We start from the raw sequence: 26,178 nt of genomic DNA on the forward strand, positions 1-26,178 counted from the left end.
GTGTTGTCGCTGTTTTAGCTCGGGCCGTTTTCGTTTCGTTTTAGCTCCGGTGGAGGTGTTAAAGGAGTGAGCGACGCTGGTCGCTGAAAATCAGCCCGGCAGGGTGAAAAAGCGCGACCTGCATCGCACGCTTCTAAGCGCACGCTTTTAGCAATTTGGGGTGCGCTGGAGGCAAGTTGTAGCGCTGCTGGGTGTCTACGACGGTGCGGAAATGGCGTGCTGCCATCTGAATTCGCGTGACTCTCGTGCCGCTTTCACTCCGGTGGAGGTGTTAAAGGAGTGCGACGCTGGTCGCTGAAAATCGGCCCGGCAGGGTGAAAACACGCGACCTGCATCGCACGCTTCTAAGCGCACGCTTTTAGCAAAATGAGCGGGAAAACGGGCGCAATTTGAGCGCGAAAGCGGCGCGAAACAGGTTGCGAAAGCGGCGCAAAACGGGCGCGAAACACGTGGCAAAAACCAGAGCGAAACGTGGAACGAAACGGACGCGAGCTACCGGCGGGCGCGGTTCAGGGCGGAGTGGACCGTCGATAAGAAGGAGGCGGGGTTGCTTTCCACATCGTGGGGAGAAAAACGGATCAGCTCATAGCCGAGATTGCGCAGAGTATCGGCGCGGCGCTTCTCCTTCAGCAGCACATCTGCCGTATCCACGTCGGGGCCAATGTACTTCATGTTCCCATCGATTTCGATGATCAGTGCGTTTTCCACGAGAAGGTCTACACGGTAGCGCGTCGAGTCTATCCATACGTTGGACAACACATTCCTGAAGCCCGCGTCTAATAGCACTGCTCTGGTATAGGACTCCGGCGCAGACTCCGGACCGAGCACCGCATACTGAACAGCCTTCCGAGCTGCCCCAATCCCATGAAACCGGGGAGTCGTGCGCATTAAATACTGCAGCTGTGGCGCGATGAGCGTGCGCGAATAGAGCAGCCAGTCCGCGGCTACGAGTGCGTGCTTGAACCCTGCCTCGCGGGCAATCTCCAAAAAGGTCCGGTACGGAGTTGTTGTGCTCAGATGCTGGCCTTGCACCACCTCATCCGGCCGAAACCGCGACCGCACGTAGCGTACATCCGACTGCCGAGTCGGCTTCGGCGGCGGGTTGTGCGTCAGCATCGAGACCTGTGGCATCGGCTGATTGACCGTCCACATCCCCAGGAGGTGCGCGGCCGCCCGGCCCGTCACCACCGCAGTCTGCGCAACCGCACCGACAGCGAAGCTCCGCGCCCAGTCACGCTGGTACTGCGGGACCTCCTCAATTATCGACGCCGGCACCGCCACCCCCGACGACAACCTCACTAACTCGCCAGAGTCCAAGCGCTCCCGCACCTCTCTACTCACATTCACGCAGCTCCGAACGTCAACGAACTCTGAGCGCAACCGTGTTTTCCAGTCCCCCGTATCCATGCGCCTCATTGTGGCAGGTATGTGGTCACCGGCGCCAGGGTTTTTCGGCTTTGCACACCATGGTGTGCATCCGGGGGCACCCGACCTGGCCGCGAGCGCTGCCTCGAAAACGCCTCAAATACCACCTCGAAAACGTTCCGGTGGAGGTGTTAAAGGAGTGCGACGCTGGTCGCCGAGAATCGGCCCGGCAGGGTGAAAACACGCGACCTGCATCGCACGCTTCTAAGCGCACGCTTTGAGCAAAACGGGCGCGAAAAGGCACGAAAACGGCGCGAAAAGAGCGCGAAAACGCAGGCGGAACAGCCGGCGCCAAAGGCTACAGCGCCTCGACCTCGAACTGCAGCTGAGGGTTGGCGTAGGCGTCCTGGGACTCGACGAGTAGGAGCTCGGCGGAGTCGGCGTCGTAGGTGCGCTTGAGCAGGTCGTAGACGGAGCTGGCAGTCTTGGCCAAGGCGTCGGCGGCGTTGCCGCCGCGCAGGTAGTGGCCGGTGAAGAGGGCTGCGGTGACGTCGCCGGAGCCGTTGCGCTTGAATGGCAGGCGTGGGGTGCGCACGATCCACTTGCCGTGGTCGTCGACGGCGATCATTTCGATGGTGTCGGCGGGGGCGTCGGCGCGTTCGACGGAGGTGACGAGGACGGTGGAGGGGCCCATCTCGCGGGCGGCATCGACGGCGCAGAGGGTGGAGTCCAGGTCGGTGACGTCTTGTTCTACGAGGTAGCCGAGTTCGAACTGGTTGGGGGTGATGAGGTCGGCGACGGGGACGACGCGGTCGCGTAGGAGGGGCGGGATGTTGTCGGAGACGAAGCAGCCGGATTTGGCGCTGCCCATGACTGGGTCGCAGGCGTAGATGGCGTCGGGGTTGACGGCTTTGACGCGGGCGACGGTGTCGATGATGACGTCGGCGATGTCGTCGCCGCCTTGGTAGCCGGAGAGGATGGCGTCGACACGCGGGAGGGCCCCGCGCTCCTCGATGCCGTCGATGATGGCCGCAACCTCCGTGGCTGGGATCATTGGGCCTTTCCAGGAGCCGTACCCGGTGTGGTTGGAGTAGTTGACGGTGTAGACGGGCCACACTTCGTGGCCGATGCGCTGCAGTGGGAAGACTGCGGCGGAGTTGCCTACGTGGCCGTAGGAGACGGCGGACTGGATCGACAAGATATTGCTCATGGGGATAAGCGTACAAACCTGACGGCTACTTGTCTTCAGAACCCCCGTCTGAATCTTCCATGGGTGCTTCGGCGGGTTCGGGGACCTCGATGAGCACGCTACGGGTCTTAATGCGTCCGCGCCGGTCGCGGCCGCCTTCCGCGGTATAGCGTAGGCCGTCGTGGACGATGGCGGACCCCGGCAGCGGCACGCGGCCCAGCTCGTAGGACAGCAGGCCTGCCACGGTGTCGACGGAGTCGGTGACGTCCTCCTCGAAGGCGAGCTCGTAGTCGAGGTTGTCGGCGAGGAAGTCGACGAGGTCGTCGAGAGGCAGGCGTGCCTGGGCGCGCAGGGTGCGCGCGGCGACGAACTCGATTGGGGCGTCTTCGTCGTCGTCGTATTCGTCGGTGATTTCGCCGACGATTTCCTCCAGGAGGTCCTCCATCGTGAGCAGGCCGGCGACGTTGCCGAACTCGTCGATCACGATGGCGATGTGCGTGTTCACCCGCTGCATGTCTTGCAGCAGCACGTCGAGCGGCTTGGAGTCCGGGATGAACAGCGGCTCGCGCATCAGGGTGGACAGCACGGTGTCCGGTGCGACCGGGGTACCGCTGGGCCCGAACATGTCCTTCAAGTATGCGACGCCCACAATCTCATCGACGTTCTCCCCGATCACGGGCACGCGGGAATGTCCGGAGCGCACCATCAGCGTGGTTGCCTGGCGGGCCGTCTTCTCCCCTTCAATCCAAATCATTTCGGGGCGCGGCACCATGATTTGGCGGGCGTGGGTGGAGGCGAGGTCGAAGATGTTTTGGATCATGCGCCCCTCGGTGGTTTCCACCACGCCTTTCTCCTGGGCGATGTCGACCATCTCGCGCAGCTCGACTTCGGTGGAGTACGGGCCGTCGCGGAAGTCCTCGCCGGGGTGGAACAGGTTGCCCACCCAGATAAGCAGGCGCGAAACTGGACCGAGGACCCGGTTGACAATGATCAGCCACGGCGCGGCCTTCAGCGAGATCGTGTAGGGGTTGCGGCGCCCCGCGGTGCGCGCAAATACGCCGATGATGCTGAACTGCAACAGTGTCACCGACGCGACGGCGGCGATGATCGCCCACGCGTCGGAGGGGATCAGATCCATCGCCAGCATGGCGGCGAAGACGGCTGCAACGGCGTCGAGGACGGTGCGCAGCATAACCAGCATGTTGATTTGGTTGGCGCGGGCGTCGACAACTCGGGAGAGCGCCTTGGCACCGGAGACGTCGTCCTTGACCATGGTTTCTACGCGGGCGCGCGAAATCGGGGTCAGCGCCGATTCGACCGATCCGAACAGGCCGGAAAGCAGCAGCGCGAGCACAGCGACGAGGCCGTAGGCAACGGTGAACTCCATTTAGTCGCGGCCCTTCATCATGCGATCGAGCTCCTCGCGGTCGGCGGCTGAGGGAAATGCATGGGCGCCGGTCGGCTTGGGCTGGTACTCGATGCCGCGTGCCGCCAGCGAGTCGTACCAGTCCGCGAGCAGCTCGTTTTGCAGCGAGAACATCTCGCGTTCCTCGTCCGGCATGACGTGGTCGTAGCCGAGCAGGTGCAACACGCCGTGGACGGTGAGCAGGGCGAGCTCGTGGCCGAGGTCGTGGCCTGCCATCTCCGCCTGCTTGCGGTCGAAGGCCGGGCACAGGATGATGTCGCCGAGCATCGCCGCGCCGAACGGGGACGCGTCCGGGCGTCCGCCGCCTGGGGTGAGCTCGTCCATCGGGAAGCTCATGACGTCCGTGGGCCCTTCCAGATCCATCCACCGGACGTGGAGGTCAGCCATGGTGGCTTCGTCGACAAGCGTGATGGTTGCCTCCGTGTCTGGGTGCACATCCATGGCTTGCAGGGCGAAGGAGCAGACATCGACGAGCATTTCCTCGTTGACGTCCGCCTCCCCCGATTCGTTGAGGACTTCAATACTCACTGTCTTGCCTCTTCTTCGCGTTGTTTTCGTTCGTAGCGTGCGGCGTTGCGCGCGTCGTGCTCGTCGTAGGCCGCGACGATCCGGGAGATCAGGTGGTGGCGCACGACGTCTTCTGCGCGCAGGTCCTGGAAGGAAATGCCCTCGATGTCGCCGAGGATGCGGCGGGCGACGCGCAGGCCGGAGACCGTGCCTCGTGGAAGGTCAACCTGGGAAATATCGCCAGTGACCACCATCTTCGAGCCGAAGCCCAAGCGGGTGAGGAACATCTTCATCTGGGAGCCAGAGGTGTTCTGGGCCTCGTCGAGGATGACGAACGCGTCCGAGAGTGTGCGCCCGCGCATGTACGCCAGCGGGGCGACCTCAATGATGCCGGCCTCGATGAGCTTCGGGATGGCTTCCGGGTCCATCATGTCGCGCAGCGCGTCGTAGAGCGGGCGCAGGTAAGGGTCGATCTTGTCGCTCAGGGTGCCCGGCAGGAAGCCGAGCTTCTCCCCTGCCTCGACGGCGGGGCGGGTCAAAATGATGCGCTTGACCTCTTTATTGTGCAGTGCTTGTACGGCCTTCGCCACGGCCAGGTACGTCTTGCCGGAGCCCGCAGGCCCGATGCCGAACGTGATGGTGTTGTCGTCGATCGCGTCGACGTAGGCCCGCTGGCCTGCCGTCTTCGGACGGATGACCTTGCCTCGGCGCGAGATGATCTCCGCGCCGAGCAGCTCCGCCACCGACTCCGGCGACTCCACCTCCATCAGCGAAATCGCGTGCGTGACGGTATCCGCGGTAATGGGGACGCCGCGTCGCGCCATCGACTCGAGCTCGTCGAGCACCCGCAGCGCGTGCGCGACCATCACGGCCGGGCCCCGCACGGTCACCGCGTTGCCGCGCGCGTGCACGTCGGCGCCGAGGTGTTGGTTGAGCACCCGCAGGTTCGTGTCATTAATACCGAGCACGTCCTGGGTGTATACAGAGTCAAGCTCAATGTTGCGCGTGACCAAAGGTTCCATGTCGCCTAACCCTACCAGCGCGTCGTCAGCGCGCCGATTGCGCATAGTGCAGCAAAACCGGCGCTGGCGGTGCGTAACACTTCCGGCCCGAGGGTGACAGCGCGGGCGCCGATGAGCTCGAGCTCATCCTCGCCGATGCCGCCTTCCGGCCCCACGATGAGCCAGATGTCCCGCCCGAACTCGACGGTGGTTAGCGGCACGGCCGCGTCTTCGTGAAGCACCAACGCCTGCTTTTCGACGCCCCCTTCGCCCACCTCGGCAAGCAGGTCCTTCAGCTGGTTCGTGGTCACCGGATCTGCGACCTGCGGCACCCAGGCCCGGCGCGCCTGCTTCGCGGACGCGATCGCCTGGTGCTGCCACTTCTCCACCTGCTTGGCCTGCTTGGCGGCGGGCCAGCGCGCGATGGTGCGGTGCGAGATCCAGGGGACGATGGCGTCGACACCTCCTTGCACGGCGAGGTCGACGGCGAGCTCCGCGCGTTCCGACTTCGGCACTGCCTGCACCAGGGTGACGCGCTGCTCGGGCGCGGGCACGGTGCGTACCTCAGTGACGTCGCCGCGCAGCTGCTGCTTGTCGCTGTGGCGGACAATGACGTCCGCGACGGTGCCGGCGCCGTCGGTCAGCGCGATGCGCTCACCGGGCTCGATGCGTTTGACGAAGGCGTGCTTCGCCTCGTCGCCGTCGAGGGTGCCGCTGGCGGGGTTCGGGGTGAGGAAGTACGGAACGCTCATTTAGCGGCGGAACCTGTCGCGCATGCGGGAGAAGAAGCCTTCGTCGCGCTCGTCGTCGTGGTGGACGCCGGTGGCGTCGCCGCGGGCGTCGCGAAGCTGCTCGAGGCTGCGGCGCTCCTCGCCACTCAAGTGCGTCGGCACGACGACCTGGATGTGGGCGATCATGTCGCCGTGGCCCTCGGCGCGCAGGCGTGGCATGCCCTCGCCCTCGAGGCGGACCTCGTCGCCGGGCTGGGTGCCGGCCGGGATCTCGATGGTGGTCGTGTCACCGGCAAGGTTTTCGACATCGATGCTGGTGCCCAGCGCGGCGTCGTACATCGGCACGTTCAGGCGCAGGTGCAAGTCGTTGCCGTCGCGCACGAACGTCGAGTGCGGCGCGGTCTGCACCTCCACGTAGAGGTCGCCGGCGGGGCCGCCACCGTGGCCGACCTCGCCCTGCCCCGCCATGCGGATGCGCATCCCGTTGGCGATACCCGCCGGGATCTTTACCTTCAGGTCGCGGGTGGCGCGCACCCGACCGTCGCCGGCGCACTGGCGGCACGGATCCTGGATCACTTCGCCGTAGCCGTGGCACTTCGGGCAGTCGTGCGTGGTCATCACGTTGCCCAGGAAGGACTGCTGCACTTCCTGCACCACGCCCTGGCCCGCGCAGTAGTCACACTGCACGGCCTTCGCCTCAGACTCGGAGCCGGTGCCGTGGCACTTCTGGCACAGCACCGCGGTATCCACGGTGACCTCCTTGGTCACGCCCGCATAGGCGTCCTCCAGGGTGATCTGGGTGCGCAGCAGGGCGTCGTTGCCCGGCTGGACGCGCGAGCGCGGCTCGTGGCTGCGCCCGCCGCCGAAGAAGGCGTCGAAAATGTCGCCGAAGCCCCCGAAGCCACCGCCACCGGCGCCGCCCATGCCGCCTTGCTCCATCGGGTCGCCGCCGCGATCCACGATGCTGCGCTTCGCTGGGTCCAGCAGCACCTCCTGCGCCAGCGAGATCTCGGCGAACTTCTCAGCCGCCTCATCAGACGGGTTCACATCCGGGTGGTACTTGCGGGCGAGCTTCCGGTACGCCCTCTTGATTTCCTGCTCGGTCGCCTCTCGGTCAACGCCGAGGATGCCGTAATAATCACGAGCCACTAGTTAGTTCCCTTTCAACACTTCGAAGTTATTCGCCCCGCAAAATGCGACTGATGTACTGAGCCACGGTGGCAACCTTTTGCATGGTACCCGGATAGTCCATATGTGTCGGACCGACCACCCCAAGGCCGCCGAGCGCCTCGTCGCCAGCTCCATATGCAGTACTAACAATGGAGGCCTGAGAAAATTCCTTTTCCTCATTCTCGTTGCCAATACTGACCGAGACGTGCTCCAGCTGCTGCGCGTTCGCCAACAGCTTCAGCACGATCACCTGCTGCTCCAGCGCCTCAATCACGCTGTGCAGATCCACCATCTGGTTCACGCTCAAGTTCCCGGCGCCCGCGATGAGCAGCCGGTCGGTCGTGGTCTCCACCAGCGTCTCGATGAGCACCGCCGTCGCCCGCTCCACCGCATCCGCGATGACCGGCGGCGCCTGCGCGTGCAGCATCTTCAGCGCGGCGGAGGCATCACGCATCGTCTTGCCCACCAGCACCGTATTGAGCAGGTCCCGCAGCAGGAACACCCCGTCGGTACCTAGCGGCGCGGCGAGCTCCACGTTGCGCTGGTCCACGCGCCCGGTATCCGTGATCAGCACGAGCAGCAGCCGCGTTGGGGCCAGCGCCACCACCTCGCAGTGCTTCACGCGAGACACGTTCAGCGTCGGCAGCTGCACCACCGCCGCCTGGTTCGTCAGCTGGGCCAGCAGCTGCACGCTGCGGCGCAGCACGTCCTCCATGTCCACGCCGTGCTCAAGGAAGTCCAAAATGGCGTGGCGCTCCGCGGTGGAAAGCGGCTTGACGTCGTGGAGGGCGTCGACAAACGCGCGGTACCCGGCCTCGGTCGGGATGCGCCCCGAAGAGGCGTGCGTCTGCGTGATGTAGCCCTCGCGCTCCAGCACGCTCATGTCGTTGCGGATGGTCGCCGAGCTGACCTTCAGCCCGTGGCGCTCCACCAGCATCTTCGATCCGACGGGTTCCTGCCGCGCAATATAGTCGGCGACGATTGCGCGCAGCACCCGCTGTCTGCGATCATTCGCTGCACTCATTAGCACTCTCCTTCGTCGACTGCTAACTCATACTACTCTGCCTCCTCGGCAGCCAAAATGTCCGTCACGATCCCGTCCGCCAGCAAGCGCCCAGCATCAGTCACGGCCACGCGCTCGCCCGCAGTCAAAAGGCCCGCCGCCACATACTTCTCGACGACCCCTTCCGCCCCCTCACCAATCAGCCCCCGAGGCACACCCTCCTTCAGCCGCAGCCCCAGCATCACCTGCTCCTCGTGCTGCTCCTGTGGTGTGAGCGTCTCCCCACTGTCAATCGGCAGCGTGCTGTCGGCGAGCAACTGGTTGTAGCGCTCCGGCCGCTTCACGTTCCAGAACCGGCGGTCCCCAATAAACGAGTGCGCCCCCGGGCCCGCGCCCCACCAGTGCGCGCCACGCCAGTACAGCAGGTTGTGCTGGCACTCCCCGCCTGGCCGCGCCCAGTTGGACACCTCGTACCAGCCGAACCCGGCCGCCTCCAAGGTGTCGGCGATCATCTCGTAGCGGTCCGCGTACACATCCTCCTGCGGCGCGGGCAGCTCACCGCGGCGGATCTTGCGCGCCATGGCGGTGCCGTCCTCCACGATCAGCGAGTAGGCGCTCACATGGTCGACGCCCGTCGACAGGATGGCGTCGAGGGTGCGGCGTACGTCGTCGTCCGTTTCCGTCGGCGTGCCGTAAATCATGTCCAGATTCACGTGCTCGAAGCCGGCGTCGAGGGCCTCCTTGGCCGCCGCGACCGCCCTGCCCGGCGTGTGCTTCCGGTCCAACACCTTAAGCACCGACGCCGACGCCGACTGCATCCCCAACGACACCCTCGTAAAGCCGTGCTCCAGCAGCTCCGCGAAGTACGCCGGATCCGTCGACTCCGGGTTCGACTCCGTCGTCACCTCCGCCCCCGCCTGGATGCCGAAGGTGTCCCGCACCATCGACAACACCCTGCCCAGTCCATCCGCCCCCAACAGCGAGGGCGTCCCTCCCCCAATAAACACCGTGCTCGCCTCAGCCACGCCTGGCTGCTGCGCCGCCAGCCGCAGCTCCTTTTGCAGCGCGTGGAGGTACTCCTGATGGGAGCTTTCCACCTCCGTCGGCGTATAGGTATTGAAGTCACAGTACCCACACCGCGTTGCGCAAAACGGCACGTGGATATAGACGCCAAAGTCGGGCTGTGATTGCTGCGCTGTGTTCATACCTCGCAATTGCAGCAGACCGGGGCCGAGTTTGCGAATTGTGTTCGAGGCGCGCTCCCTGACCGGCCAGTGCCAAAAGACGCAACCCCTTTTTCACGACCTGGGCTTTTGCCTCCTCCCCAACAAGAAGTGCGTCCTTTGGCACTGCTACATGAGGACAAGCACCAAATTCCCACTTTCGCCAGCGGCGAACTGGGAAAACGCAAACCCCCGCCCTCAAATGAAGGAATTTGGTGCGCACCCCCTCATGCCACAGACCTACGCCCCGCGTCGACGGCGCTTAGCGGCCACCTTCGCCACGATGGCATCCACCCGGGCGCGCTCCTCGAGGAACTGCGGCGGGGCGACACCGCGCATCGTGCGCACGAACGCGGGGTGGTCGATGCAGACGGTTTCCATCCAGCCGTCGACGGCGGCCTCGACCAGCTCCCCGACCCGTGCATAAAGGTGCGGCAGGCTCACGGCGCCCAGTTCCCGGGCGACCATCTCGGTCTGCTCGAGCGTGTACTGCACGATCTCACCGAGGTGCTGCACGGTCAGGTCGGTGCGACCGGCAAGCGCATCCTGCATGGTCTGCACGGAGAACGGCGCTTGGAGTGGAAAGAGGTCTTCGAGGCCGGCGGCGTCGAGAAGCTCGGGCTCGGGGATCTTTTCCTCCGGCCGGTAGGAGGCGGAGAGTACCCCGGCGCGCATCCCGGTGGTCAACGCCTGGCGAAGCCCGATGAGTTCGCCGACGATGCGGCGGGCGTCGTTGCGGGCGTCGTCGACGATTTCGACGAATTCGGCGAGGCAGTCGTCGGTAAGTTCGCCGTCGTAGTCTGCGACTGCTTCGGCGAGGTGTTCGGTGTATTCAGCGACCTCGTCGCCGATGTTGTAGATCTCCTGTGTCAGTTCACGGTGGCGCAACATCGCGGCAGTTTTGTGCACGAATAGCCCCCTTCTGGCTCACAGGAAGTACGGATCAAAAGTCGATGGAAATGTTAAGCCATGGGCGCGCCCCACGGGTCGAGGCGCGCCGGGGGCTTAGCGCTCGTAGAGCTTGTCGATGTCCTCACGGAAGCGCTCGAACACCACGTTGCGCTTCACTTTGAGGGTTGGCGTCATCTCGTTTTCCTGCTCGCTAAGGTCGCGGTCGAGGATGCGGAACTTCTTGATCGCCTCGGCGTGCGAAACGGTGCCGTTGGCAACGTTGATGGCGTCTTGCACCTCTGCGCGCAGGACGGGGTCGCCGGCAAGGTCGCTGAGCTTGCGGTTCTCCGGGATGTTGTGGGTGGACTTCCAGCGCTGCAGCTCTTCCTCGTCGAGAGTCACGAGCACGCCGACGAACGGCTTGCCGTCGCCGACGACGAGCGCGTTGGAGATCAGCGGGTCCTGGCGGATGATGTCCTCCATCGGCCCCGGTGAGATGTTCTTGCCGCCGGCGGTGACGATGAGGTCTTTCTTGCGGCCGGTAATGCGCACGTAGCCTTCGTCGTCAACCTCACCGAGGTCGCCGGTGTTGAACCAGCCTTCGGTGAAGGCTTCTTCGGTGGCGGCTTTGTTGTTCCAGTAGCGGTCGAAGACACCGGGGCCCTTGAACTCGATTTCGCCGTCGTCGTTGGTGCGGACTTGGTAGCCGTTGACCGGGCGCCCGACGGTGCCAATCTTGTTGGCATTCTTGTTATTGACACAGGATGCGGCGCAGGTTTCGGTGAGCCCGTAGCCCTCGTAGATTGGGATGCCGATGCCGCGGAAGAAGTGCAGCAAGTCGGCGCTCATGGCGGAGCCGCCGGTGATGCCGTACTTCACGGAGCCACCGATGGCCTCCTTGATCTTGGAGTAGACGACGCGATCGAAGACGCGGCGCTTCGCCTTGAGTATCCGGCTCGGCCCCTCGGGGGTGTCCATGGCCTTGGAGTACTCGATGGCGGTCTTCTCCGCCTCAAGGAACGCAGCCTTGCCGATGGCGGAGCCGTCCGCGGCCTTGTTATAGGCCGCATTGCGGACCTTCTCGAAGACTCGGGGCACGCCAAGCACCATGTTCGGCTGGGCGCGCTGCAGCTCCACGGTCAGGGTGTGGGTATCGGCCCAGTGGGACTGGGTGGCGCCCGCCATCGTCAGCGCGAGGCTGACTGCGCGCTGCAGCACGTGCGCCAGCGGCAAGAACGTGACGACGCGCTTGCCGGGGCGGGCCACCTCACCGATGTCGTTCTTGATCAGCGCCCAGGTCTGGTGCGCCCAGTTGCCGTGGGTTAAGGCCACGCCCTTCGGGCGGCCGGTGGTACCGGAGGTGTACACGATGGACCCGAGGTCGTCGTGGGTGAGGGAGGCGGAGCGGGCGTCGACAAGCGACTGCTCGACATCCCTGCCCTCGAACTTGACGGTTTCGACCCCGGCGGCGTTGAATTCGTAGATCTTGCGCAGCTTCGAGCTCGAGTCCTTCAGGCGCGGCTTGCCGTCTTCCTGGAGGAGGAAGGCGCTCATCAGCTGGGTGTGGTCGCGCGACTCGGTGAAGGCGATCTCGGCGCCGGAGTCCTCGAGGATCCACTGGATCTGGTGCATGGAGCTCGACGGGTAGATCGGGACGCTGACCGCCCCGGCTGCCCAGATGGCGAAGTCAACGAGGGACCACTCATAACGGGTGGAGGAAAGCACCGCGATGCGGTCGCCCGGCTCGACGCCGTTTGCGATGAGCCCCTTGGCCGTTTCGTAGACCTCTTCGAGGAACTCCCCCGCGGTCACATTGACCCAGTCGTAATTACGTGGGCGGGAAAACAGCACGATGTGAGGCTTTTTCGTGCAGATATCCACGAGCGCCGACAGGCAAGTGTCAGTGGGACTCAGCTTGAATCCGAGCGGAGTTGTGTACGTTTCTGAAGCCATGGTTGGCAAGGTTACCTGACAGAAACTACCTTTTGCGTGAGCTCCACTCTGCAAAACATCAGTTCTTTGGCACAATGGGTTGATGTGACCAACGTAGAACTGCTCCATTCATTAGCTTCCGCGTACGGGTTCGGCACGAGCTACCGCGCTTCCAACGGTGCGATGACCACCCCGCCGCCGGAATCATTCATCTCCCTGCTGCAGGCCCTGGGCGTCAACATTAGCGACGCCCCCTCCGACGAGGAGCTGCACCACCTGATTCACGCCAGGCACCAGTACTGGGCAACCCGCCCGCTGCCGCCCTGCGTTGTGGCCACGGCCGGGCAGGAGCGCCACTTCAACGTCCACGTGCACGACGGACACCCGGCCCACACCTGGATCCAGCTTGAGGACGGCACCCCGCGCGAGACCTACCAGGACGAAAACTGGGCGCCACCAACTGCCGACGTCGCCGGCGTGGTCTGGGGCGAGGCCACCTTCCACGTGCCGGGCAACCTGCCCCCGGGCTACCACACGCTGCACCTGGAGTCCGACAACTTTAAGGACTCCTGCCCGCTGCTGGTGGTCCCGGCGCGTCTGGAGAGCAACCAGCGCTACATCGATAACCCGGTCTTCGGTGTGATGGCGCAGCTGTACTCGGTGCGCTCCGAGCAGTCCTGGGGCATCGGCGACTTCGAGGATCTCGGCACGCTCGCGGTGCTGCTGGCTGAGCAGGGCGCTGATTACCTGCTGATCAACCCGGTGCACGCGGCACAGCCAATCCCGCCGGTGGAGGACTCGCCGTACCTGCCGACGTCGCGCCGCTTCGTCAACCCGATCTACATCTCTGTCGAGGCGGTTGATGAGTACTACAAGCTGGACAAGGACGCGAAGGCCCAGATTGAGCGCATGGTCGCTCCGCTGAAGGCACTCAACCGCAGTGCGGAGCCGCTGCGTCGCAACGAAATCTTCGAGACGAAGCTCGCCGTACTTCGCGAGCTGTTCTTCATCGCCTGCGCCGACGAGCGCCGCACCCACGACTTCGAGCTCTTCTGCCTCGACGAGGGCGAAGGCCTCGAGGAGTTCGCCCGCTGGTGCGCAGTGGAGGCAATGGAGACCGCGCCGTCGCGCCACGAGCTCGACGAGGAACTCGAGGAACTCACACGCTTCTACATGTGGCTGCAGTTCATCGCCGACGAGCAGCGCCGCCGCGCCCAGGACAAAGCGCTGGCAGCGGGCATGAAGGTCGGCATCATGACCGACCTCGCCGTGGGTATCCACCCCGATGGTGCCGACGCCAACACGCTTGCCAACGTGCTCGTCCCCGAGGCGTCCGTCGGTGCCCCGCCGGACCAGTACTCCCAGCAGGGCCAGGACTGGTCGCAGCCGCCATGGCACCCGCAGGCGCTCGCCGAGGCCGGCTACGAGCCGTGGCGTGAGCTGCTGCGCACCGTGCTGCGCCACTCCGGCGGTATCCGCGTCGACCACATCCTTGGTCTCTTCCGCCTGTTCTGGATGCCACGAAACGTCTCCCCGATGTTCGGCACCTACATGAATTACGACCACGAGGCCATGGTGGGCACCCTGGTGCTCGAGGCGCAGCGTGCGAACGCCGTGGTGGTAGGCGAAGACCTGGGCACGTTTGAGCCGTGGGTCCAGGACGTCCTGCAGGACAAGGGCATCCTTGGCACGACGGTGCTGTGGTTCGAGTCGTACGACGACGGCTCCCCGCTCCACACCTGGGATTACCGCCGCTTGGCGTTGTCGGCCGTCGGCACGCATGACCTGCCGCCGACCGCTGGCTACCTGCGGTTCGCGCACAACATCCTGCGCGACGAGCTCGGCCTGATCGAGGAGCCGCTCGAGGAGCTCAACGAGCAGGACCACCAGTGGCAGGCCCGCGTGCTTGACCGCGTGCGCGAGGACGGCCACTTCCACGGCACTTCCCTTGAGCACACCGAGTTCACGCAGCTGAGCGCCGAGGAGTTCGCCCGCGACGTCGACGTGGAGGACCTGCTCGTCGGCCTTACCCGCTTCATCGCCGCCACCCCATCGGCGATGACGGTGACGAACCTGGTGGACATGGTCGGCGATACCCGCATCCAGAACCAGCCGGGTACCAACGCGGAGCAGTACTCCAACTGGTGCATCCCGCTGACGGACAACAACGGCAAGGCGGTCCTCATCGAGGACCTGCCGAGTATCGAGCTGTTCGGTCGGGTCGCGGAGGCGTCGAAACGCTAGCGCGCTAGAGCAGCCCGGCCAGGGCCGCGACGACGACCAGCGCAATCATCACCCACAGTGCCTGTGTAACGCGGGACTGTGGGTATTTGCGTTTCTGCTTCGGCAGCTGCTGATCGCGCTTGCGGAGTTCTTCAGGGTTGGCCATAGTTGACCACCTTACTTCTTCGAAATTTTGTACGCGATCCAGTCACTCAAACGCAGCATCGCCCACGACGCCACCCCCGCGAGCGGCAGCGCCACCAGCAGGATCAGTGGCGTCTGCAGCCACGGCGACAGATCAAACATCGCTGCCCTCGAGCCCGCGGCGGACCAGCAGAGCACGCGTGTCCTTGTCGCGGCCGCGGAAGGCGCGGTAGGCCTCGGCGTAGTCGCGCGCGGCACCAACCGAGAGCACCGTGTCCCGGAACCGCTGGCCGCTGTCCCGGTTGATACCGGATTCCTCAATGAACTGGTAGCCGTCGGCGTCCAACGCCTCCGCCCACAAGTAGGAGTAGTAGCCCGCCGAGTACCCGCCCGCGAAGATGTGGTTAAACCACGTTGAGCGGTAGCGCGGCTCGAGACCCTCGACGTCTAGGCCAACCTTCTCGAGTGCGCGCTGCTCGAAGGCATCGATATCCTCCGGCACCTCGCCGTCGAGCGAGTGCCAGGCCAGGTCAATCGCGCAAGCCGCCAGGTACTCTGCGGTGGCGAAGCCCTGCCCGAACGTCCGGGACTGGCGCACGGCCTCCAGCAGCGCATCCGGGATGACTTCGCCGGTGTCCACGTGGCGCGCGTAGTTGCGGATGATCTCCGGCGCGAACGCATAGTTCTCATTGATCTGGGAGGGGAACTCCACCCAGTCGCGCGGCACGTTGGTACCGGAGAGTGTCGGGTAGCGCACGTTGGACAGCAGCCCGTGCAGCGCGTGACCGAACTCGTGGAACACGGTCGTGACCTCGTCGATCGTGAGCAGGTCGGAGGTCAGCGACATCACGTTGACCACCACTGGCTTCGTGCCGGTCAGCGTCGACTGGTCCACAAAGGAGCTCATCCAGGCTCCCCCGCGTTTCGACGTCCGCGCCCTGTAATCCGTCAGCAGCAGGCCAATGCCGGTGCCGTCTTCCTCTTTGACCTCCCACACCTGGACGTCGTCGCGGTAGCCGTGCAGGTCCTCGCGCTGGGTAACCGTGATGCCGTAGAGCAGGTTCGCGGCGTAGAAAACGCCGTCGCGCAGCACCTGCTGCAGCGGGAAGTACTTGCGCAGCTCCGCGTCGTTCACCGCGAAGGCCTCCTCCCTGCGGCGCGCTTCCCAGTATGGCCAGTCGGCGCCGTCGAGCTCCATGCCTGCCAGCTCGCCTGCGAGCTTGCGTTCCGCGGCGGCGTTCGACGCGGCCGCGGGCGCGAGGTCACTGATGAGCTTGCGGGCCGCGGCAGCGCTACCCGCGGTTTCCTCCGCGATGACGTAATCGGCATGCGTGTCGAAGCCGAGCAGCTTCGCGCGCTCCTGGCGCAGCCGCACCGACTCGACCACGAGCGCACTGTTGGTGTCACGGCCGCGCTGGCGGGAGGCGTCGAACAGCTTGTGGCGCGCGCTGCTGGACTCGAGCTCGGCCTGCAGCGACTGGGTCGTCGGCAGCTCGATCGGCACGACGTAGGCGTCTGGGTTGTCTGGGTCCTCTGCGTCGCGGTAGGCGGCGAGCTGCTCCTCGCTCAAGCCCGCCAGCTCGTCGCGGGTCATGCGCACCGCGAGCTTCGTCGTGTCCGCGAGTAGGTTGCGGCCGAACTGCTCGGAAAGCTCCGAGAGGCGCTGATTCAGCTCGCGCAGGCGCTGTTTGCCTGCCTCGTCGAGCTCCGCGCCACGGCGGGTGAACCGGCGCAGCAGCAGGTCGTAGAGGCGGCGCGACTCCTCGTCCGCCGGGGCCTCCACCACACGCAGGCGGCCATAAAGCTCTTGGTTCTGGTAGATCGCGTCCGTGTGCGCAGACAGGCGCGGCACGATCGCGTCCGCCACCTCGTCGAACTCAGGCGAACCGTCGGTGCCCTGCAGGTTGAAAAACCATGCCAAGACTCGCTCTAAGTCGCTGCCCGCGCGCTCCAGCGCCTCGACGGTGTTCTCCCACGTCGGGGTCTCCTCAGTACAGATGCGGGCGATTTCTTCTTCATGCAGCACAAGCGCCCGCTCAAAGGCGGGCAGCACATGCTCGAGACGGATCGCCTGAAAATCAGGCAGCCCGTAAGGCAGTTCGGACGGGTGCAACAACGGATTGTCAGTCATAGCGCCCCATCCTACTTGGAGCGCAAGTTAGGCCGACTTACGACCAATCACCAGGAAGGTCGGGCGCGATTCGTGTCCCTGTGGCGTGCCGAACTCCTCGTCGATCTTGGTAATCTCCGGCAGCTCAACGACCTCGACGTCCTCCAGGCCAGCGGCGCGGAAGACCTCTGCGTATGCCTCCGGGGAGTCGGCCGTCGCCAACGGCAGCTCCTCGAGTACGTCGTCGGTGTAGGTCAGCACGAAAGAGTCCGGGCCGTTATCGGAGATGACCTGCGTTTCCTTCGAGATCCCGTTCGGGAACCAGGTCGCGTCCGCTGCGATGATCAGACCGCCAGGCTTCAGCGCCTCGGCCCAGCCACGGATCGCCTCCGTCGGCTCGCGCAGCGTCCACAGCAGGTAGCGGCTGACAACGACGTCGAAGTCGTAGAAGGACGGGGGCAGGTCCGTCACGTCGACCTCGGCAAACAGTGGGGTGTTGATGCCTTCCTCCTGGCGGAGCTCCGCTTCGTCGCGGGCCTCATCGAGCATTGGTTCGCACGCATCCACGCCGACGACCGCGTAGCCGAGCTCCGCAATGATGTGCGCAATGTAGCCGTCACCCGTGCCCATGTCCAACACGCGAACCGCGTCCTGCGGCATGTAGCGCTTGAAGATGTCAGTCCACGCTGCGCGGTCTGCCTTGGCGCGCTCTGCTGTCCTGTGTTCGCGGTGGTATGCCTCAGCCCGGCCTGCCCAGTACTCGGTGATGCGTGCTTGGGTATCTGTCATTTGGGACAACTCATTCCTACAGAAGAAAGACAATAATCACTCACTAGCATAAGTCACCTTCGGCAGCTCGTCGAGGAACTTGGCGGAAGCGTTTAGACTGGCCTGTCATGGACGTCACCATCACCTGCCCCGCCGGCGCGATCACTGGCACCGCCACCGCCACAATGCGCGAATTCCACTCCATCCCCTACTCGCGTATCGACGCCCCCTTCGACCCGCCACGCCCCGCCCCCGAGGGTCATCTCATCGACGCCACCACGCCGCACCCAGACACCATCGGGCTGAGCATCACCACCCCGGCGACGGCGCGGGCCCTCGACGACTACCCGGTGATGGTCTATCTGCACGGCGGCCGCTTCGAGGAAGGCAACCACTGTGAGACCACCTCCCAGCCGGAGGCGTTCGCGAAGCAAGGCGTCGTGCAGGTGCGGGTGGGGTACCGTCGAAAATTCCCTGGACTGCTCCCCTTCACCAATGACACGTCGTTCCGCGCGGTGGAGGACTGCCAGGAGGCGCTGCGGTGGGTGCTGCGCAACATCGAGCACTTCGGCGGCGACCCAACCAACGTCACGCTGGTCGGGCATTCGGCGGGGGCGGCGCTGGCGCTCTGGCTGGCGCGCCGCGACCACTACCAGGGAGCATTCCGGCGCGTGCTGGCGCTGTCCCCCGCGTTTCCGCGCGTGCCCTTTGCGCAGCGCAAGTGGGCGGCGCGCGGGGCGCTCGGCACGGCGCTGACGCGCCTCGACCTCAACTGGTTGGCCGAGCGCCGCCCGGACGCCATTGAGCGCGCCTACCAGCGCTTCCGCACCCAGTACTTCCACGACATCGCCCTTGGCCCGGCACCCTTCGAGCCTGCGGAGCTCGCCGACGTACCAATCGTGGTCACCTCCACCCGCGAGGAGTTCCACCAGGCCGGCGAGGGCTTCAACGCCTTTGGTGCCACGTTCATCCGCTGCTTCGGCCGATTCTTCGGCGCCAAAAGCGCGGCGGCCCGGCGCAACTACATCGAGGCCGCACGAACCACGGACCCCGGCAAACTCGCGGGCAGGTTCCTATCGGACGCACTGATCCGTCGCTGGGTCGACGACGCCTGCGAGCACGGCCCTGCAGACATCCGTCAGATCGAGTTCTGCGCAGATACCCCGCTTGGACACAGCTACGAGCTCGAGACGCTCTTCGGAGAGCCTACGACCCACATCGGCCAGCTTGTCTACAGCTACATCTGCAGCGGGCAGGCCGACTGGCCCACCTACCGCCCGGGCCGAAACGTCCTGCGCGCCTCGCTCAGCGCGGACACCACGACCGTCGTGGAGGATCCGCTGCGCAGCGTTCGGGAGGCGTTCAACCAGTAGGCTAGCGCCCGGCGCGCTCCAGTACAGCGCGCAGCCGCTTATCCGCCAGCTCTTCGACCAGCCACGGCGAAAACGCGAACGGGGTCGCGTCTGCCGCGCGAACAACGTCGGCGGGGTCGGCCCAGTGCAACGAGTCCACCTCGTCCGGGTTCGGGTCCACAGCCTCGTGGCCCGGCGCCAGGCGCGCGGAGTACACCGGGCAGATTTCGTACTCGACGATGCCGGAGGAATCCACCGCACGGTAGCGGAACTCCGGCAGCACCGGCTTTACGTCCAGCACAGCCCCCTCCGGCAAGCGCAGTTCCTCGACCGAGCGGCGCAGGATCGCCGTCGGCACGTCCTCGCCGGGGCCGGGGTGGCCGCAAAAGGAGTTCGTCCACACCCCGGGCCACGTCTTCTTCCCCAACGCGCGCCGGGTGAGCAGCAGCTGGCCGTCCTCGTTGAACAGCCAGCAGGAAAACGCCAGGTGCAGCGGGGTTTCCCCGGTGTGGACTGCGGCCTTGTCCGCGGAGCCGATCGGGGACCCGTCGTCGCTCAGCAGGATTACTTCTTCGCGCATTAGTTATTCAGGTTCCCCTTGAACTTCACGTTGCCGATCGTAAACTCCGCATCCCACAGGCCATCCGGGGTCACGTCGAAGGCGTACTTCGCGTTCGTGGTTGCCCCCGGACCCAGCGGGCGGTCCACGCCGAGGATGTCTACCCCTGCCTGCTCGGCGCTGATCGGGTTGGCGTCGACAAACTTGTTGTTGCCGGTGTTGTAGCGCAGCTTCGGCTTGAGCACGTCAACGGGCATTGGCACGTCGCTCTTGTTCGTCACTGCCACGACGATGATGCTGCCGGCGCCGGTGCCGTAGCTGCTGCCCTGCCACTTGTAGGACAGCTCCATCTTCGGGTCATCGACGCGCTCGCCGGTGATCTCTGTGGAGGTCACCGGGTCCACTTGCTCTTGGTGGAACTCCGGCTGTGGGGCGCCAGTGGGCGTCGTCACCTCGATGTCAGTGGATGTTGCGGTGTCATCCTCAGACACGCACCCGCCCAGCGTGAGAGTAGTAACGAGCAGCAAGACCGCAGCTGACAGTGTGTGGTGGCGCATCGGTGCCCTTTCATATGGTTCAAGCGAAAACAATTGGTCACTATTGTACGAGTTTCACCCGGCCGCGCTACGCTGGGCCACCTATGCAATCTCTCACCCGTGTGTTACGAAGCGCTTCCGCCCTGTGGCCATTCTACCTCGCCATCGTCATCATCTCGACGGTTGTTGCAGGCCTCGGGCTGATTTCTCCCTTCATCGTGCGCGAGGCCACCGACACAATTGTCGACGCCATCAACGAGTCAGCCAACGCGCCCGCCGACCCAGTGCGCACCGTGCTGTGGCTCGCATTCGCGCTGTTCATCGCGACCTCGCTCAGTGGGCTGGCGAAGAACGTCTCCGGCTACCTCGGCGACATCATGGCGGCGCGGATCCGACAGATCCTGTCCACCCGCTACTTCGCCAAGCTGCTGTCGCTGCCGCAGCGCTACTTCGACACCCAGGTCACCGGCACCATCATCGCCCGGCTGGACCGCTCGATTGCCACGGTGACGCAGTTCATCCAGTCCTTCTCCAACAACTTCTTGCCGATGATCATCCAGATCATCGCCATCCTTATCATCACGTCCTTCTACTACTGGCCGCTGACCCTGCTGCTGCTGGCGCTCTTCCCCATCTACACGTGGCTGACGGCGCTGACCTCGAAGCGGTGGCAGAAGTGGGAGGCGGAGAAGAACGCGCAGATCGACGAAGCGAACGGGCGCTTCGCGGAGGTCGTCGGCCAGGTCAAGGTGACCAAGTCATACGTGGCGGAGGTCCGCGAGCTGGACAAGTTCGGCAACCACTACAACAACACGGTGAGCATCACCCGCCCGCAGTCGCGCTGGTGGCACTCCATGGACGCCCTGCGCGGGCTGGCGATGTCGCTGATTTTCATGGGGATCTACATGATCCTGTTCGTGCGCACCATCCAGGGCCACTTCAGTATCGGCGACATGGTCATGCTCATCCAGCTGATCACCATGGCCCGTCAGCCGGTGATGATGCTGAGCTGGATCGTCGACAGTGCCCAGCGCGCCGTCGCTGGTTCCCGCGACTACTTCCAGGTCATGGACGAGCTGGTGGAGCCCACCGCGAACCGCGAGCTCGTCGCCGCGACCCAGACCTCAGGTGTGCCGGAGCTCACCGTTGTAAAGCACCGCCCGCTGCCAGTCCACGAGCCCGTCGTGGAGTTCGACTCAGTCACCTTCGAGTACGAGCCAGGCGAGCCCGTCATCCACGACATGAGCTTTCGCGCCCACGCTGGAGAGAAGGTCGCCCTGGTCGGAGAGTCCGGCGGTGGCAAGTCCACCATCGTGAACCTGCTGTTGGGCCTCTACCCTATCCAGGAAGGCACCCTGAAGGTGTGCGGGCAGGATCTGGCGGAGCTGGGCGTCGAAAAGCTGCGCGCGACCACGGGCGTGGTGTTCCAGGAGGCGGCGCTGTTCTCGGGCACGGTGTTTGAGAACATCGCCTACGGTAAGCCGGACGCGACGATGGACGAGGTGGTCGCGGTGGCTAAGCGTGCCAACGCGCACGACTTCATCATGAAGTTCACCGAAGGCTACGACACCGTCATCGGCGAGCGTGGCCTGCGCCTGTCCGGCGGGCAGCGCCAGCGCGTCGCGGTCGCGCGCGCGATGTTGAAGGACGCGCCGATCTTGATTCTCGACGAAGCCACCTCCGCCCTCGACACGAAGGCGGAGCGCGCCGTGCAGGCAGGACTCGACGCGCTGATGGAGGACCGCACCACCATCATGATCGCGCACCGACTATCCACCATCGCGGATGTCGATACCATTATCACCCTGCGCGACGGCCGCATCGACGAAATTGGCACCCCTGCGGAGCTTGCGGTCTCCGGCGGTATTTATTCAGAGCTACTGCGGCTCACCGCGTCCTCCTCGGCGGCGGATCGTGCCAGGTTACAGGCCTTCGGCTTCCACACCGACGACAGCGAGGAGGAGTAGCAACCTCGCGGGCCTGTGGCGTGTGAGGGTGGCCTGACTACAGTCGTGGGACATGAAGTTCCCAGACCTTTCCACCCTCCGCGACCGCCGTACCCGCAAGTGGACCGTGCACGACGAGCACGTGCTGCCACTGTTTATCGCCGAAAGCGACTTCCCCACCGCCCCGCCTGTGAAGGCGGCGGTGCTCGACGCCGTCGAACGCGAATGCCTCGGCTACACGCCCGCCCCGCGCGCGCAGTGCCTGGCAAAGAACGTCTCCGAGTTTTACGCCCAGCGCTACGGCTGGCGGCCGGACCCTGCACGCATCTTTACTGTCCCCGACGTGGTGCGCGGCGTGCTGCTTGCGATCGAGCACTTCACCGAAGGCGACGTCATCGTGCCCGTGCCGGCGTACTTCCCCTTCCTCGAGATCGCCTCAACCGCGGGGCGCAATCGCGTGGACGTCGGCAGCGAGGGCGGCCTGGACCTGGCAGAGGTCGAGGAGGCGTTTCGCAACGGTGCCGGCTCCATTATCGTGACCAACCCGATGAACCCGTGGGGCTACATCTTCAGCCGCGAGGAGCTCGACGCGATCTGCGACATCGCGCGCCGCTACGGGGGCCGCGTCATCGTTGACGAGATCCACGCCCCGATCGTCTACGAGGGCAGCCACGTGTGCGCCGCCGAGCACAACCCGGACGTGTGCATCACGATCACGGCGACGTCGAAGGCCTGGAACGTGGCAGGCCTGAAGTGCGCGCAGATACTCTTCTCCAACGATGAGGACGTGGCTACCTGGAACGCGCTGTCCAACATCACAAAGGAAGGCACGGGCACGCTGGGCATCGTGGCTGCGGAGGCCTGCTACGGGCAGGGCACCGAGTACCTAGACCAGCAGGTAGAGCAGCTGCGGGCGAACCGCGACTGGCTCGTCGAGGAGCTGCCGAAGCAGATCCCCGGCATCACCTTCCCCGTCCCGGAGGCGACCTACCTGCTGTTGGTGGACTTTTCCGGCACGAAGCTCACCACCGAGACCCCGGCCGAATGGCTCTTGGAACACGCGGGCGTGGCGCTCAACGAGGGCACCAGCTTCGGGCCCGGCGGCGCGCACAAGGCGCGCCTCAACTTCGCCACCTCGCCCGAGATCCTGCAGGAAGCCGTCCAGCGCATGGCTGAGGCAATCAAGCTACTGTGAGGAAGCATGAACGAAAACGACAAACTTCCTACCCCGCAGGCCACCGACTTCTCCACACCCACCCCGGCCGCCGAGCCGTGGGAGCGCCCTGACCCGGAGTGGTACAAGGACGCAGTATTTTACGAGGTGCTGGTCCGCGCTTTCTTCGACCCGAACGGCACCGGCTCCGGCACCCTCCAGGGCCTGGAGTCCAAGCTGGACTACCTGCAGTGGCTCGGCGTCGACTGCCTCTGGATCCCACCGTTCTACGACTCGCCGCTGAAGGACGGCGGCTACGACATCCGGGATTTCCGCAAGGTGCTGCCGGAGTTCGGCACGGTGGAAGACTTCGTCTCCCTTATCGACGCCGCCCACCGCCGCGGGATCCGCATCATCACAGACTTTCCGATCAACCACACTTCCGACCAGCACCCCTGGTTCCAGGAGTCTCGCCGCGACCCGTCGGGCCCGTACGGGGATTACTACGTGTGGTCGGATGACCCGGAGAAGTACGCCGGGACCCGCATCATCTTCATTGACACCGAGGAGTCCAACTGGACGTTCGACCCGGTGCGCAAGCAGTACTTCTGGCACCGCTTCTTCTCCCACCAGCCGGACCTGAACTACGACAACCCGGCGGTCCAGCAGGAGATTTTGGACGTCATCCGCTTCTGGCTGGACCTGGGGATGGACGGCATCCGCCTCGACGCCATCCCGTACCTCTTCGAGCGCGAGGGCACCTCCTCGGAGAACCTGCCGGAGACGCACGAGTTCATTAAGAAGGTCCGCGCGTTGTTCGACGAGGAGTACCCGGGCCGCTTCCTGCTCGCGGAGGCGAACCAGCTCCCGGAGGAGGTCGTCGCTTACTTCGGTGAGGGCGAGGGTGACGAGTGCCAGATGGCGTTCCACTTCCCGGTCATGCCGCGCATTTTCATGGGGATTCGCCAGGAGCTGGCGCAGCCGATCGTCGATATCCTGCGCGAGACGCCGCCGATTCCCGAATCCGCGCAGTGGGGCATGTTCCTGCGCAACCACGACGAGCTCACGCTCGAGATGGTGACGGACCAGGAGCGCGAGTTCATGTACCAGAACTACGCGTTCGAGCCGCGGATGCGCGCCAACGTGGGCATCCGCAGGCGCCTTGCTCCGCTGCTGGGTGGGCACCGCGGGCGCCTGCAGCTGGCGCACGCGCTGCTGCTGTCCCTGCCCGGTTCGCCGTTTTTGTACTACGGCGACGAGATCGGGATGGGCGACAACATCTGGCTGCCTGACCGCGACGGTGTGCGCACCCCGATGCAGTGGTCGAACGACCGCAACGGCGGCTTTTCCAAGGCGGATCCGGAGCGGCTCTACCTGCCGCCGGTGCGCAACGACCAGTACGGCTACGACATTGTCAACGTCGAATCCCAGATGAAGCTGGAAAACTCGCTGCTGCAGTGGGTGCGCCAGATGATCATGATCCGCAAGCAGTACCGCGCGTTCGGCCGAGGCTCCTACATCGAGGTTGACCACACAAACCCGCAGGTGTTGGCGTTTATCCGCGAGTACGAGGGGGAGCGGATCCTGTGCGTGCACAACATGTCTTCGCGCCCGCAGGCCGTCGAGATGGACTTGTCGCACTACAACGGTGTGGTGCCCCGCGAGCTGACCGGCGGCGAGGAGTTCCCGGCCATCGGTGAGCTGCCGTGGCTGAGCACACTCGCGCCACATGGCTTCTTCTGGTTCGATATCTCCTAACATTGGTCACATGATTGATATTGCTGCGCAGCGCTTCTACGGCGCGAAGTCCGAGCCGGTCGACGCCATCGACGTCGTCGCCGCGGAAGACGTCACCTCTCCCACCACCGGGGAGCACTTCACCTGGCAGATTCTCGCGGTGCACCACGGTGGCACGGTCGACCACTACCAAGTGTTTGTCGACGCCACCGGTACCCACGACGTCCTGCACACTCCCGAAGGCGCCGAGGCCTACCTGGCTAACGTCGCAACGTTTGGCGCGGTAGAGGGCATCATCGACTCCTCCGGCGCGCGCCCGCTCGGTGCCGAGCAGTCCAACACCTCACTGGTGGTCGGCGAGCACATCGTCAAGGTGTTCCGCCGCCTCGAGGACGGGCTGAACCCAGACGTTGAGCTGCTGAGCCAGATCGCGGACTGCCCCGCGGTCGCCGCGGTGCGCGGCTACGCCACCCGCGACGGCCAGACCCTTGCGATGCAGCAGGACTGCATCGTGGGCGGCACCGACGGCTTCGTGCTCGCCACAGGCGGCACGCTCGACACCAGCGACACCAAGGCGCTCGGCACGGCGATCCGCCAGGTGCACACCGCGCTCGCCGAGGCCTTCCCCACCGAGACCGCCAGCCCGTCGTCCCTGCGCACACGGCTCACGCACCACTTGGACTCCTACATCCAGCGCGCGCCGGTGCTCGAGCAGTACCGCGAGCGCATCCTGAAGCTCTACTCGCTTCTCGACGCTAGCTCCGCCACCACCGCCACGACACCCCTGACCACGCAGCGCGTCCACGGCGACCTCCACCTTGGACAGACGCTGAAGACAGATTCCCAGTGGTTCCTCATCGACTTCGAGGGCGAGCCAGCCCGTCCGCTGCAGGAGCGCCGTCTGCCGGATCACCCGCTGCGGGACGTAGCTGGGATGATCCGCTCCTACGGGTACGCCGCGGCTGTGGGCAACTTTGACGCTGCCTGGGAGCGGGAGCACGTCGAAAAGCTGCTGGAGGGTTACGGCACTGCCCCCGCGAGCGAGGACCCTGTTCTTGCAGCGTACGTGGTGGATAAGGCTGCGTACGAGGTGGTGTACGAGGCGAACAACCGCCCAGATTGGGTGGAGATTCCGTTGAGGGCGATCGAAACACTCGTATAAACGTCTCACAGAATGGAAAAGATTTCCCATTTTTTCGCTGTGTGTTGTAC

At 64.9% G+C, this 26,178-nt stretch carries 23 protein-coding genes; 6 read left to right on the forward strand and 17 right to left on the reverse strand.

Annotated elements, in window-relative coordinates:
* Positions 1 to 492: 492 nt before the first annotated feature.
* From QP752_RS09735 to QP752_RS09785, 11 genes are all read right to left on the reverse strand, one after another.
* A complete protein-coding gene (locus QP752_RS09735) occupies positions 493 to 1,407 on the reverse strand; it encodes a DUF559 domain-containing protein (protein WP_284805384.1) in 915 nt (304 codons plus the stop codon).
* A gap of 316 nt (positions 1,408 to 1,723) precedes the next feature.
* A complete protein-coding gene (gene pdxY / locus QP752_RS09740) occupies positions 1,724 to 2,575 on the reverse strand; it encodes a pyridoxal kinase PdxY (protein ID WP_070362089.1) in 852 nt (283 codons plus the stop codon).
* Positions 2,576 to 2,600: 25 nt separating this feature from the next.
* Positions 2,601 to 3,941 carry a hemolysin family protein gene (locus QP752_RS09745; RefSeq protein WP_284805385.1) on the reverse strand — a complete coding sequence of 447 codons (1,341 nt, stop codon included), beginning with the start codon at positions 3,939 to 3,941 and terminating at the stop codon, positions 2,601 to 2,603.
* Complete coding sequence (gene ybeY / locus QP752_RS09750) at positions 3,942 to 4,508, reverse strand: rRNA maturation RNase YbeY (RefSeq protein ID WP_070478011.1); 567 nt, start codon at positions 4,506 to 4,508, stop codon at positions 3,942 to 3,944. It lies immediately after the preceding gene.
* On the reverse strand, positions 4,505 to 5,509 hold the full coding sequence (locus QP752_RS09755; RefSeq protein WP_256000950.1) for a PhoH family protein: 1,005 nt from the start codon (positions 5,507 to 5,509) through the stop codon (positions 4,505 to 4,507). The genes ybeY and QP752_RS09755 overlap by 4 nt, the downstream gene beginning before the upstream one ends.
* Before the next feature lie 11 nt (positions 5,510 to 5,520).
* Positions 5,521 to 6,240, reverse strand: a complete 720-nt coding sequence (locus QP752_RS09760) for a 16S rRNA (uracil(1498)-N(3))-methyltransferase (RefSeq protein WP_070362085.1) — start codon at positions 6,238 to 6,240, stop codon at positions 5,521 to 5,523.
* The gene (dnaJ, locus tag QP752_RS09765; protein ID WP_284805386.1) at positions 6,241 to 7,368 is read right to left on the reverse strand and encodes a molecular chaperone DnaJ; all 1,128 of its coding nucleotides are present in this window, start codon (positions 7,366 to 7,368) and stop codon (positions 6,241 to 6,243) included.
* Between the two features lie 28 nt (positions 7,369 to 7,396).
* The gene (hrcA, locus tag QP752_RS09770; RefSeq protein ID WP_284805387.1) at positions 7,397 to 8,413 is read right to left on the reverse strand and encodes a heat-inducible transcriptional repressor HrcA; all 1,017 of its coding nucleotides are present in this window, start codon (positions 8,411 to 8,413) and stop codon (positions 7,397 to 7,399) included.
* 32 nt (positions 8,414 to 8,445) lie between these two features.
* On the reverse strand, positions 8,446 to 9,597 hold the full coding sequence (gene hemW, locus QP752_RS09775; protein ID WP_284805388.1) for a radical SAM family heme chaperone HemW: 1,152 nt from the start codon (positions 9,595 to 9,597) through the stop codon (positions 8,446 to 8,448).
* A gap of 258 nt (positions 9,598 to 9,855) precedes the next feature.
* Positions 9,856 to 10,524 carry a hypothetical protein gene (locus QP752_RS09780; RefSeq protein WP_083290858.1) on the reverse strand — a complete coding sequence of 223 codons (669 nt, stop codon included), beginning with the start codon at positions 10,522 to 10,524 and terminating at the stop codon, positions 9,856 to 9,858.
* Between the two features lie 96 nt (positions 10,525 to 10,620).
* Complete coding sequence (locus tag QP752_RS09785) at positions 10,621 to 12,459, reverse strand: long-chain fatty acid--CoA ligase (RefSeq protein WP_284805389.1); 1,839 nt, start codon at positions 12,457 to 12,459, stop codon at positions 10,621 to 10,623.
* An 84-nt stretch (positions 12,460 to 12,543) separates the two neighbouring features.
* Between QP752_RS09785 and malQ the strand changes: the two genes are divergently transcribed.
* Entirely contained in the window at positions 12,544 to 14,682 is a 2,139-nt protein-coding gene (gene malQ, locus QP752_RS09790) for a 4-alpha-glucanotransferase (RefSeq protein WP_210385493.1), read from the forward strand.
* A 4-nt stretch (positions 14,683 to 14,686) separates the two neighbouring features.
* Here malQ and QP752_RS09795 read toward each other — a convergent pair whose 3' ends face one another.
* From QP752_RS09795 to QP752_RS09810, 4 genes are read right to left on the reverse strand one after another with little or no spacing between them, the layout of a single operon-like run.
* Positions 14,687 to 14,827, reverse strand: a complete 141-nt coding sequence (locus QP752_RS09795) for a hypothetical protein (RefSeq protein WP_252931274.1) — start codon at positions 14,825 to 14,827, stop codon at positions 14,687 to 14,689.
* 11 nt (positions 14,828 to 14,838) lie between these two features.
* Positions 14,839 to 14,967 (reverse strand): hypothetical protein, encoded by a 129-nt coding sequence (locus QP752_RS09800; RefSeq protein WP_255364707.1) that lies wholly within the window; start codon positions 14,965 to 14,967, stop codon positions 14,839 to 14,841.
* The gene (locus QP752_RS09805) at positions 14,960 to 16,936 is read right to left on the reverse strand and encodes a M3 family metallopeptidase (protein ID WP_284805390.1); all 1,977 of its coding nucleotides are present in this window, start codon (positions 16,934 to 16,936) and stop codon (positions 14,960 to 14,962) included. The genes QP752_RS09800 and QP752_RS09805 overlap by 8 nt, the downstream gene beginning before the upstream one ends.
* A 27-nt stretch (positions 16,937 to 16,963) precedes the next feature.
* A complete protein-coding gene (locus QP752_RS09810) occupies positions 16,964 to 17,704 on the reverse strand; it encodes a class I SAM-dependent methyltransferase (RefSeq protein ID WP_070478016.1) in 741 nt (246 codons plus the stop codon).
* A 107-nt stretch (positions 17,705 to 17,811) separates the two neighbouring features.
* Between QP752_RS09810 and QP752_RS09815 the strand changes: the two genes are divergently transcribed.
* The gene (locus QP752_RS09815; protein WP_070478017.1) at positions 17,812 to 19,056 is read left to right on the forward strand and encodes an alpha/beta fold hydrolase; all 1,245 of its coding nucleotides are present in this window, start codon (positions 17,812 to 17,814) and stop codon (positions 19,054 to 19,056) included.
* A gap of 1 nt (position 19,057) precedes the next feature.
* On the opposite strand, the gene idi is transcribed toward QP752_RS09815, so the two are convergent.
* Together idi and QP752_RS09825 are read right to left on the reverse strand one after the other, a co-directional pair.
* Positions 19,058 to 19,615 carry an isopentenyl-diphosphate Delta-isomerase gene (gene idi / locus QP752_RS09820; protein ID WP_070478018.1) on the reverse strand — a complete coding sequence of 186 codons (558 nt, stop codon included), beginning with the start codon at positions 19,613 to 19,615 and terminating at the stop codon, positions 19,058 to 19,060.
* Positions 19,615 to 20,085 carry a hypothetical protein gene (locus tag QP752_RS09825; protein ID WP_240492791.1) on the reverse strand — a complete coding sequence of 157 codons (471 nt, stop codon included), beginning with the start codon at positions 20,083 to 20,085 and terminating at the stop codon, positions 19,615 to 19,617. The genes idi and QP752_RS09825 overlap by 1 nt, the downstream gene beginning before the upstream one ends.
* 149 nt (positions 20,086 to 20,234) lie before the next feature.
* Here QP752_RS09825 and QP752_RS09830 point away from each other — a divergent pair, with 149 nt between their 5' ends.
* The 4 genes from QP752_RS09830 to QP752_RS09845 are packed head-to-tail and all read left to right on the forward strand — an operon-like array spanning position 20,235 to position 26,128.
* The gene (locus QP752_RS09830) at positions 20,235 to 22,097 is read left to right on the forward strand and encodes an ABC transporter ATP-binding protein (RefSeq protein ID WP_070478019.1); all 1,863 of its coding nucleotides are present in this window, start codon (positions 20,235 to 20,237) and stop codon (positions 22,095 to 22,097) included.
* A gap of 52 nt (positions 22,098 to 22,149) precedes the next feature.
* Positions 22,150 to 23,271, forward strand: coding sequence for a MalY/PatB family protein (locus QP752_RS09835; RefSeq protein WP_070478020.1), 1,122 nt, complete (start codon positions 22,150 to 22,152; stop codon positions 23,269 to 23,271).
* 6 nt (positions 23,272 to 23,277) lie between these two features.
* Positions 23,278 to 24,987: a maltose alpha-D-glucosyltransferase gene (gene treS, locus QP752_RS09840; protein WP_256000937.1), complete on the forward strand. Its 1,710-nt coding sequence runs from the start codon at positions 23,278 to 23,280 to the stop codon at positions 24,985 to 24,987.
* A gap of 10 nt (positions 24,988 to 24,997) precedes the next feature.
* Positions 24,998 to 26,128 carry a phosphotransferase gene (locus QP752_RS09845; protein ID WP_256000936.1) on the forward strand — a complete coding sequence of 377 codons (1,131 nt, stop codon included), beginning with the start codon at positions 24,998 to 25,000 and terminating at the stop codon, positions 26,126 to 26,128.
* Positions 26,129 to 26,178 lie beyond the last annotated feature (50 nt).

Origin of the sequence: Corynebacterium sp. UMB10321, assembly GCF_030228725.1 — a bacterium.
Lineage (GTDB): Bacteria > Actinomycetota > Actinomycetes > Mycobacteriales > Mycobacteriaceae > Corynebacterium > Corynebacterium pseudogenitalium.

Coding starts and splice junctions, on each gene's coding strand:
- QP752_RS09735 (WP_284805384.1), bottom strand. CDS start 1,407: ATGGATACGGGGGACTGGAAAACACGGTTGCGCTCAGAGTTCGTTGAC.
- pdxY (WP_070362089.1), bottom strand. CDS start 2,575: ATGAGCAATATCTTGTCGATCCAGTCCGCCGTCTCCTACGGCCACGTA.
- QP752_RS09745 (WP_284805385.1), bottom strand. CDS start 3,941: ATGGAGTTCACCGTTGCCTACGGCCTCGTCGCTGTGCTCGCGCTGCTG.
- QP752_RS09755 (WP_256000950.1), bottom strand. CDS start 5,509: ATGGAACCTTTGGTCACGCGCAACATTGAGCTTGACTCTGTATACACC.
- QP752_RS09760 (WP_070362085.1), bottom strand. CDS start 6,240: ATGAGCGTTCCGTACTTCCTCACCCCGAACCCCGCCAGCGGCACCCTC.
- hrcA (WP_284805387.1), bottom strand. CDS start 8,413: ATGAGTGCAGCGAATGATCGCAGACAGCGGGTGCTGCGCGCAATCGTC.
- hemW (WP_284805388.1), bottom strand. CDS start 9,597: ATGAACACAGCGCAGCAATCACAGCCCGACTTTGGCGTCTATATCCAC.
- QP752_RS09785 (WP_284805389.1), bottom strand. CDS start 12,459: ATGGCTTCAGAAACGTACACAACTCCGCTCGGATTCAAGCTGAGTCCC.
- QP752_RS09795 (WP_252931274.1), bottom strand. CDS start 14,827: ATGGCCAACCCTGAAGAACTCCGCAAGCGCGATCAGCAGCTGCCGAAG.
- QP752_RS09800 (WP_255364707.1), bottom strand. CDS start 14,967: ATGTTTGATCTGTCGCCGTGGCTGCAGACGCCACTGATCCTGCTGGTG.
- QP752_RS09805 (WP_284805390.1), bottom strand. CDS start 16,936: ATGACTGACAATCCGTTGTTGCACCCGTCCGAACTGCCTTACGGGCTG.
- QP752_RS09810 (WP_070478016.1), bottom strand. CDS start 17,704: ATGACAGATACCCAAGCACGCATCACCGAGTACTGGGCAGGCCGGGCT.
- QP752_RS09815 (WP_070478017.1), top strand. CDS start 17,812: ATGGACGTCACCATCACCTGCCCCGCCGGCGCGATCACTGGCACCGCC.
- idi (WP_070478018.1), bottom strand. CDS start 19,615: ATGCGCGAAGAAGTAATCCTGCTGAGCGACGACGGGTCCCCGATCGGC.
- QP752_RS09830 (WP_070478019.1), top strand. CDS start 20,235: ATGCAATCTCTCACCCGTGTGTTACGAAGCGCTTCCGCCCTGTGGCCA.
- QP752_RS09835 (WP_070478020.1), top strand. CDS start 22,150: ATGAAGTTCCCAGACCTTTCCACCCTCCGCGACCGCCGTACCCGCAAG.
- treS (WP_256000937.1), top strand. CDS start 23,278: ATGAACGAAAACGACAAACTTCCTACCCCGCAGGCCACCGACTTCTCC.
- QP752_RS09845 (WP_256000936.1), top strand. CDS start 24,998: ATGATTGATATTGCTGCGCAGCGCTTCTACGGCGCGAAGTCCGAGCCG.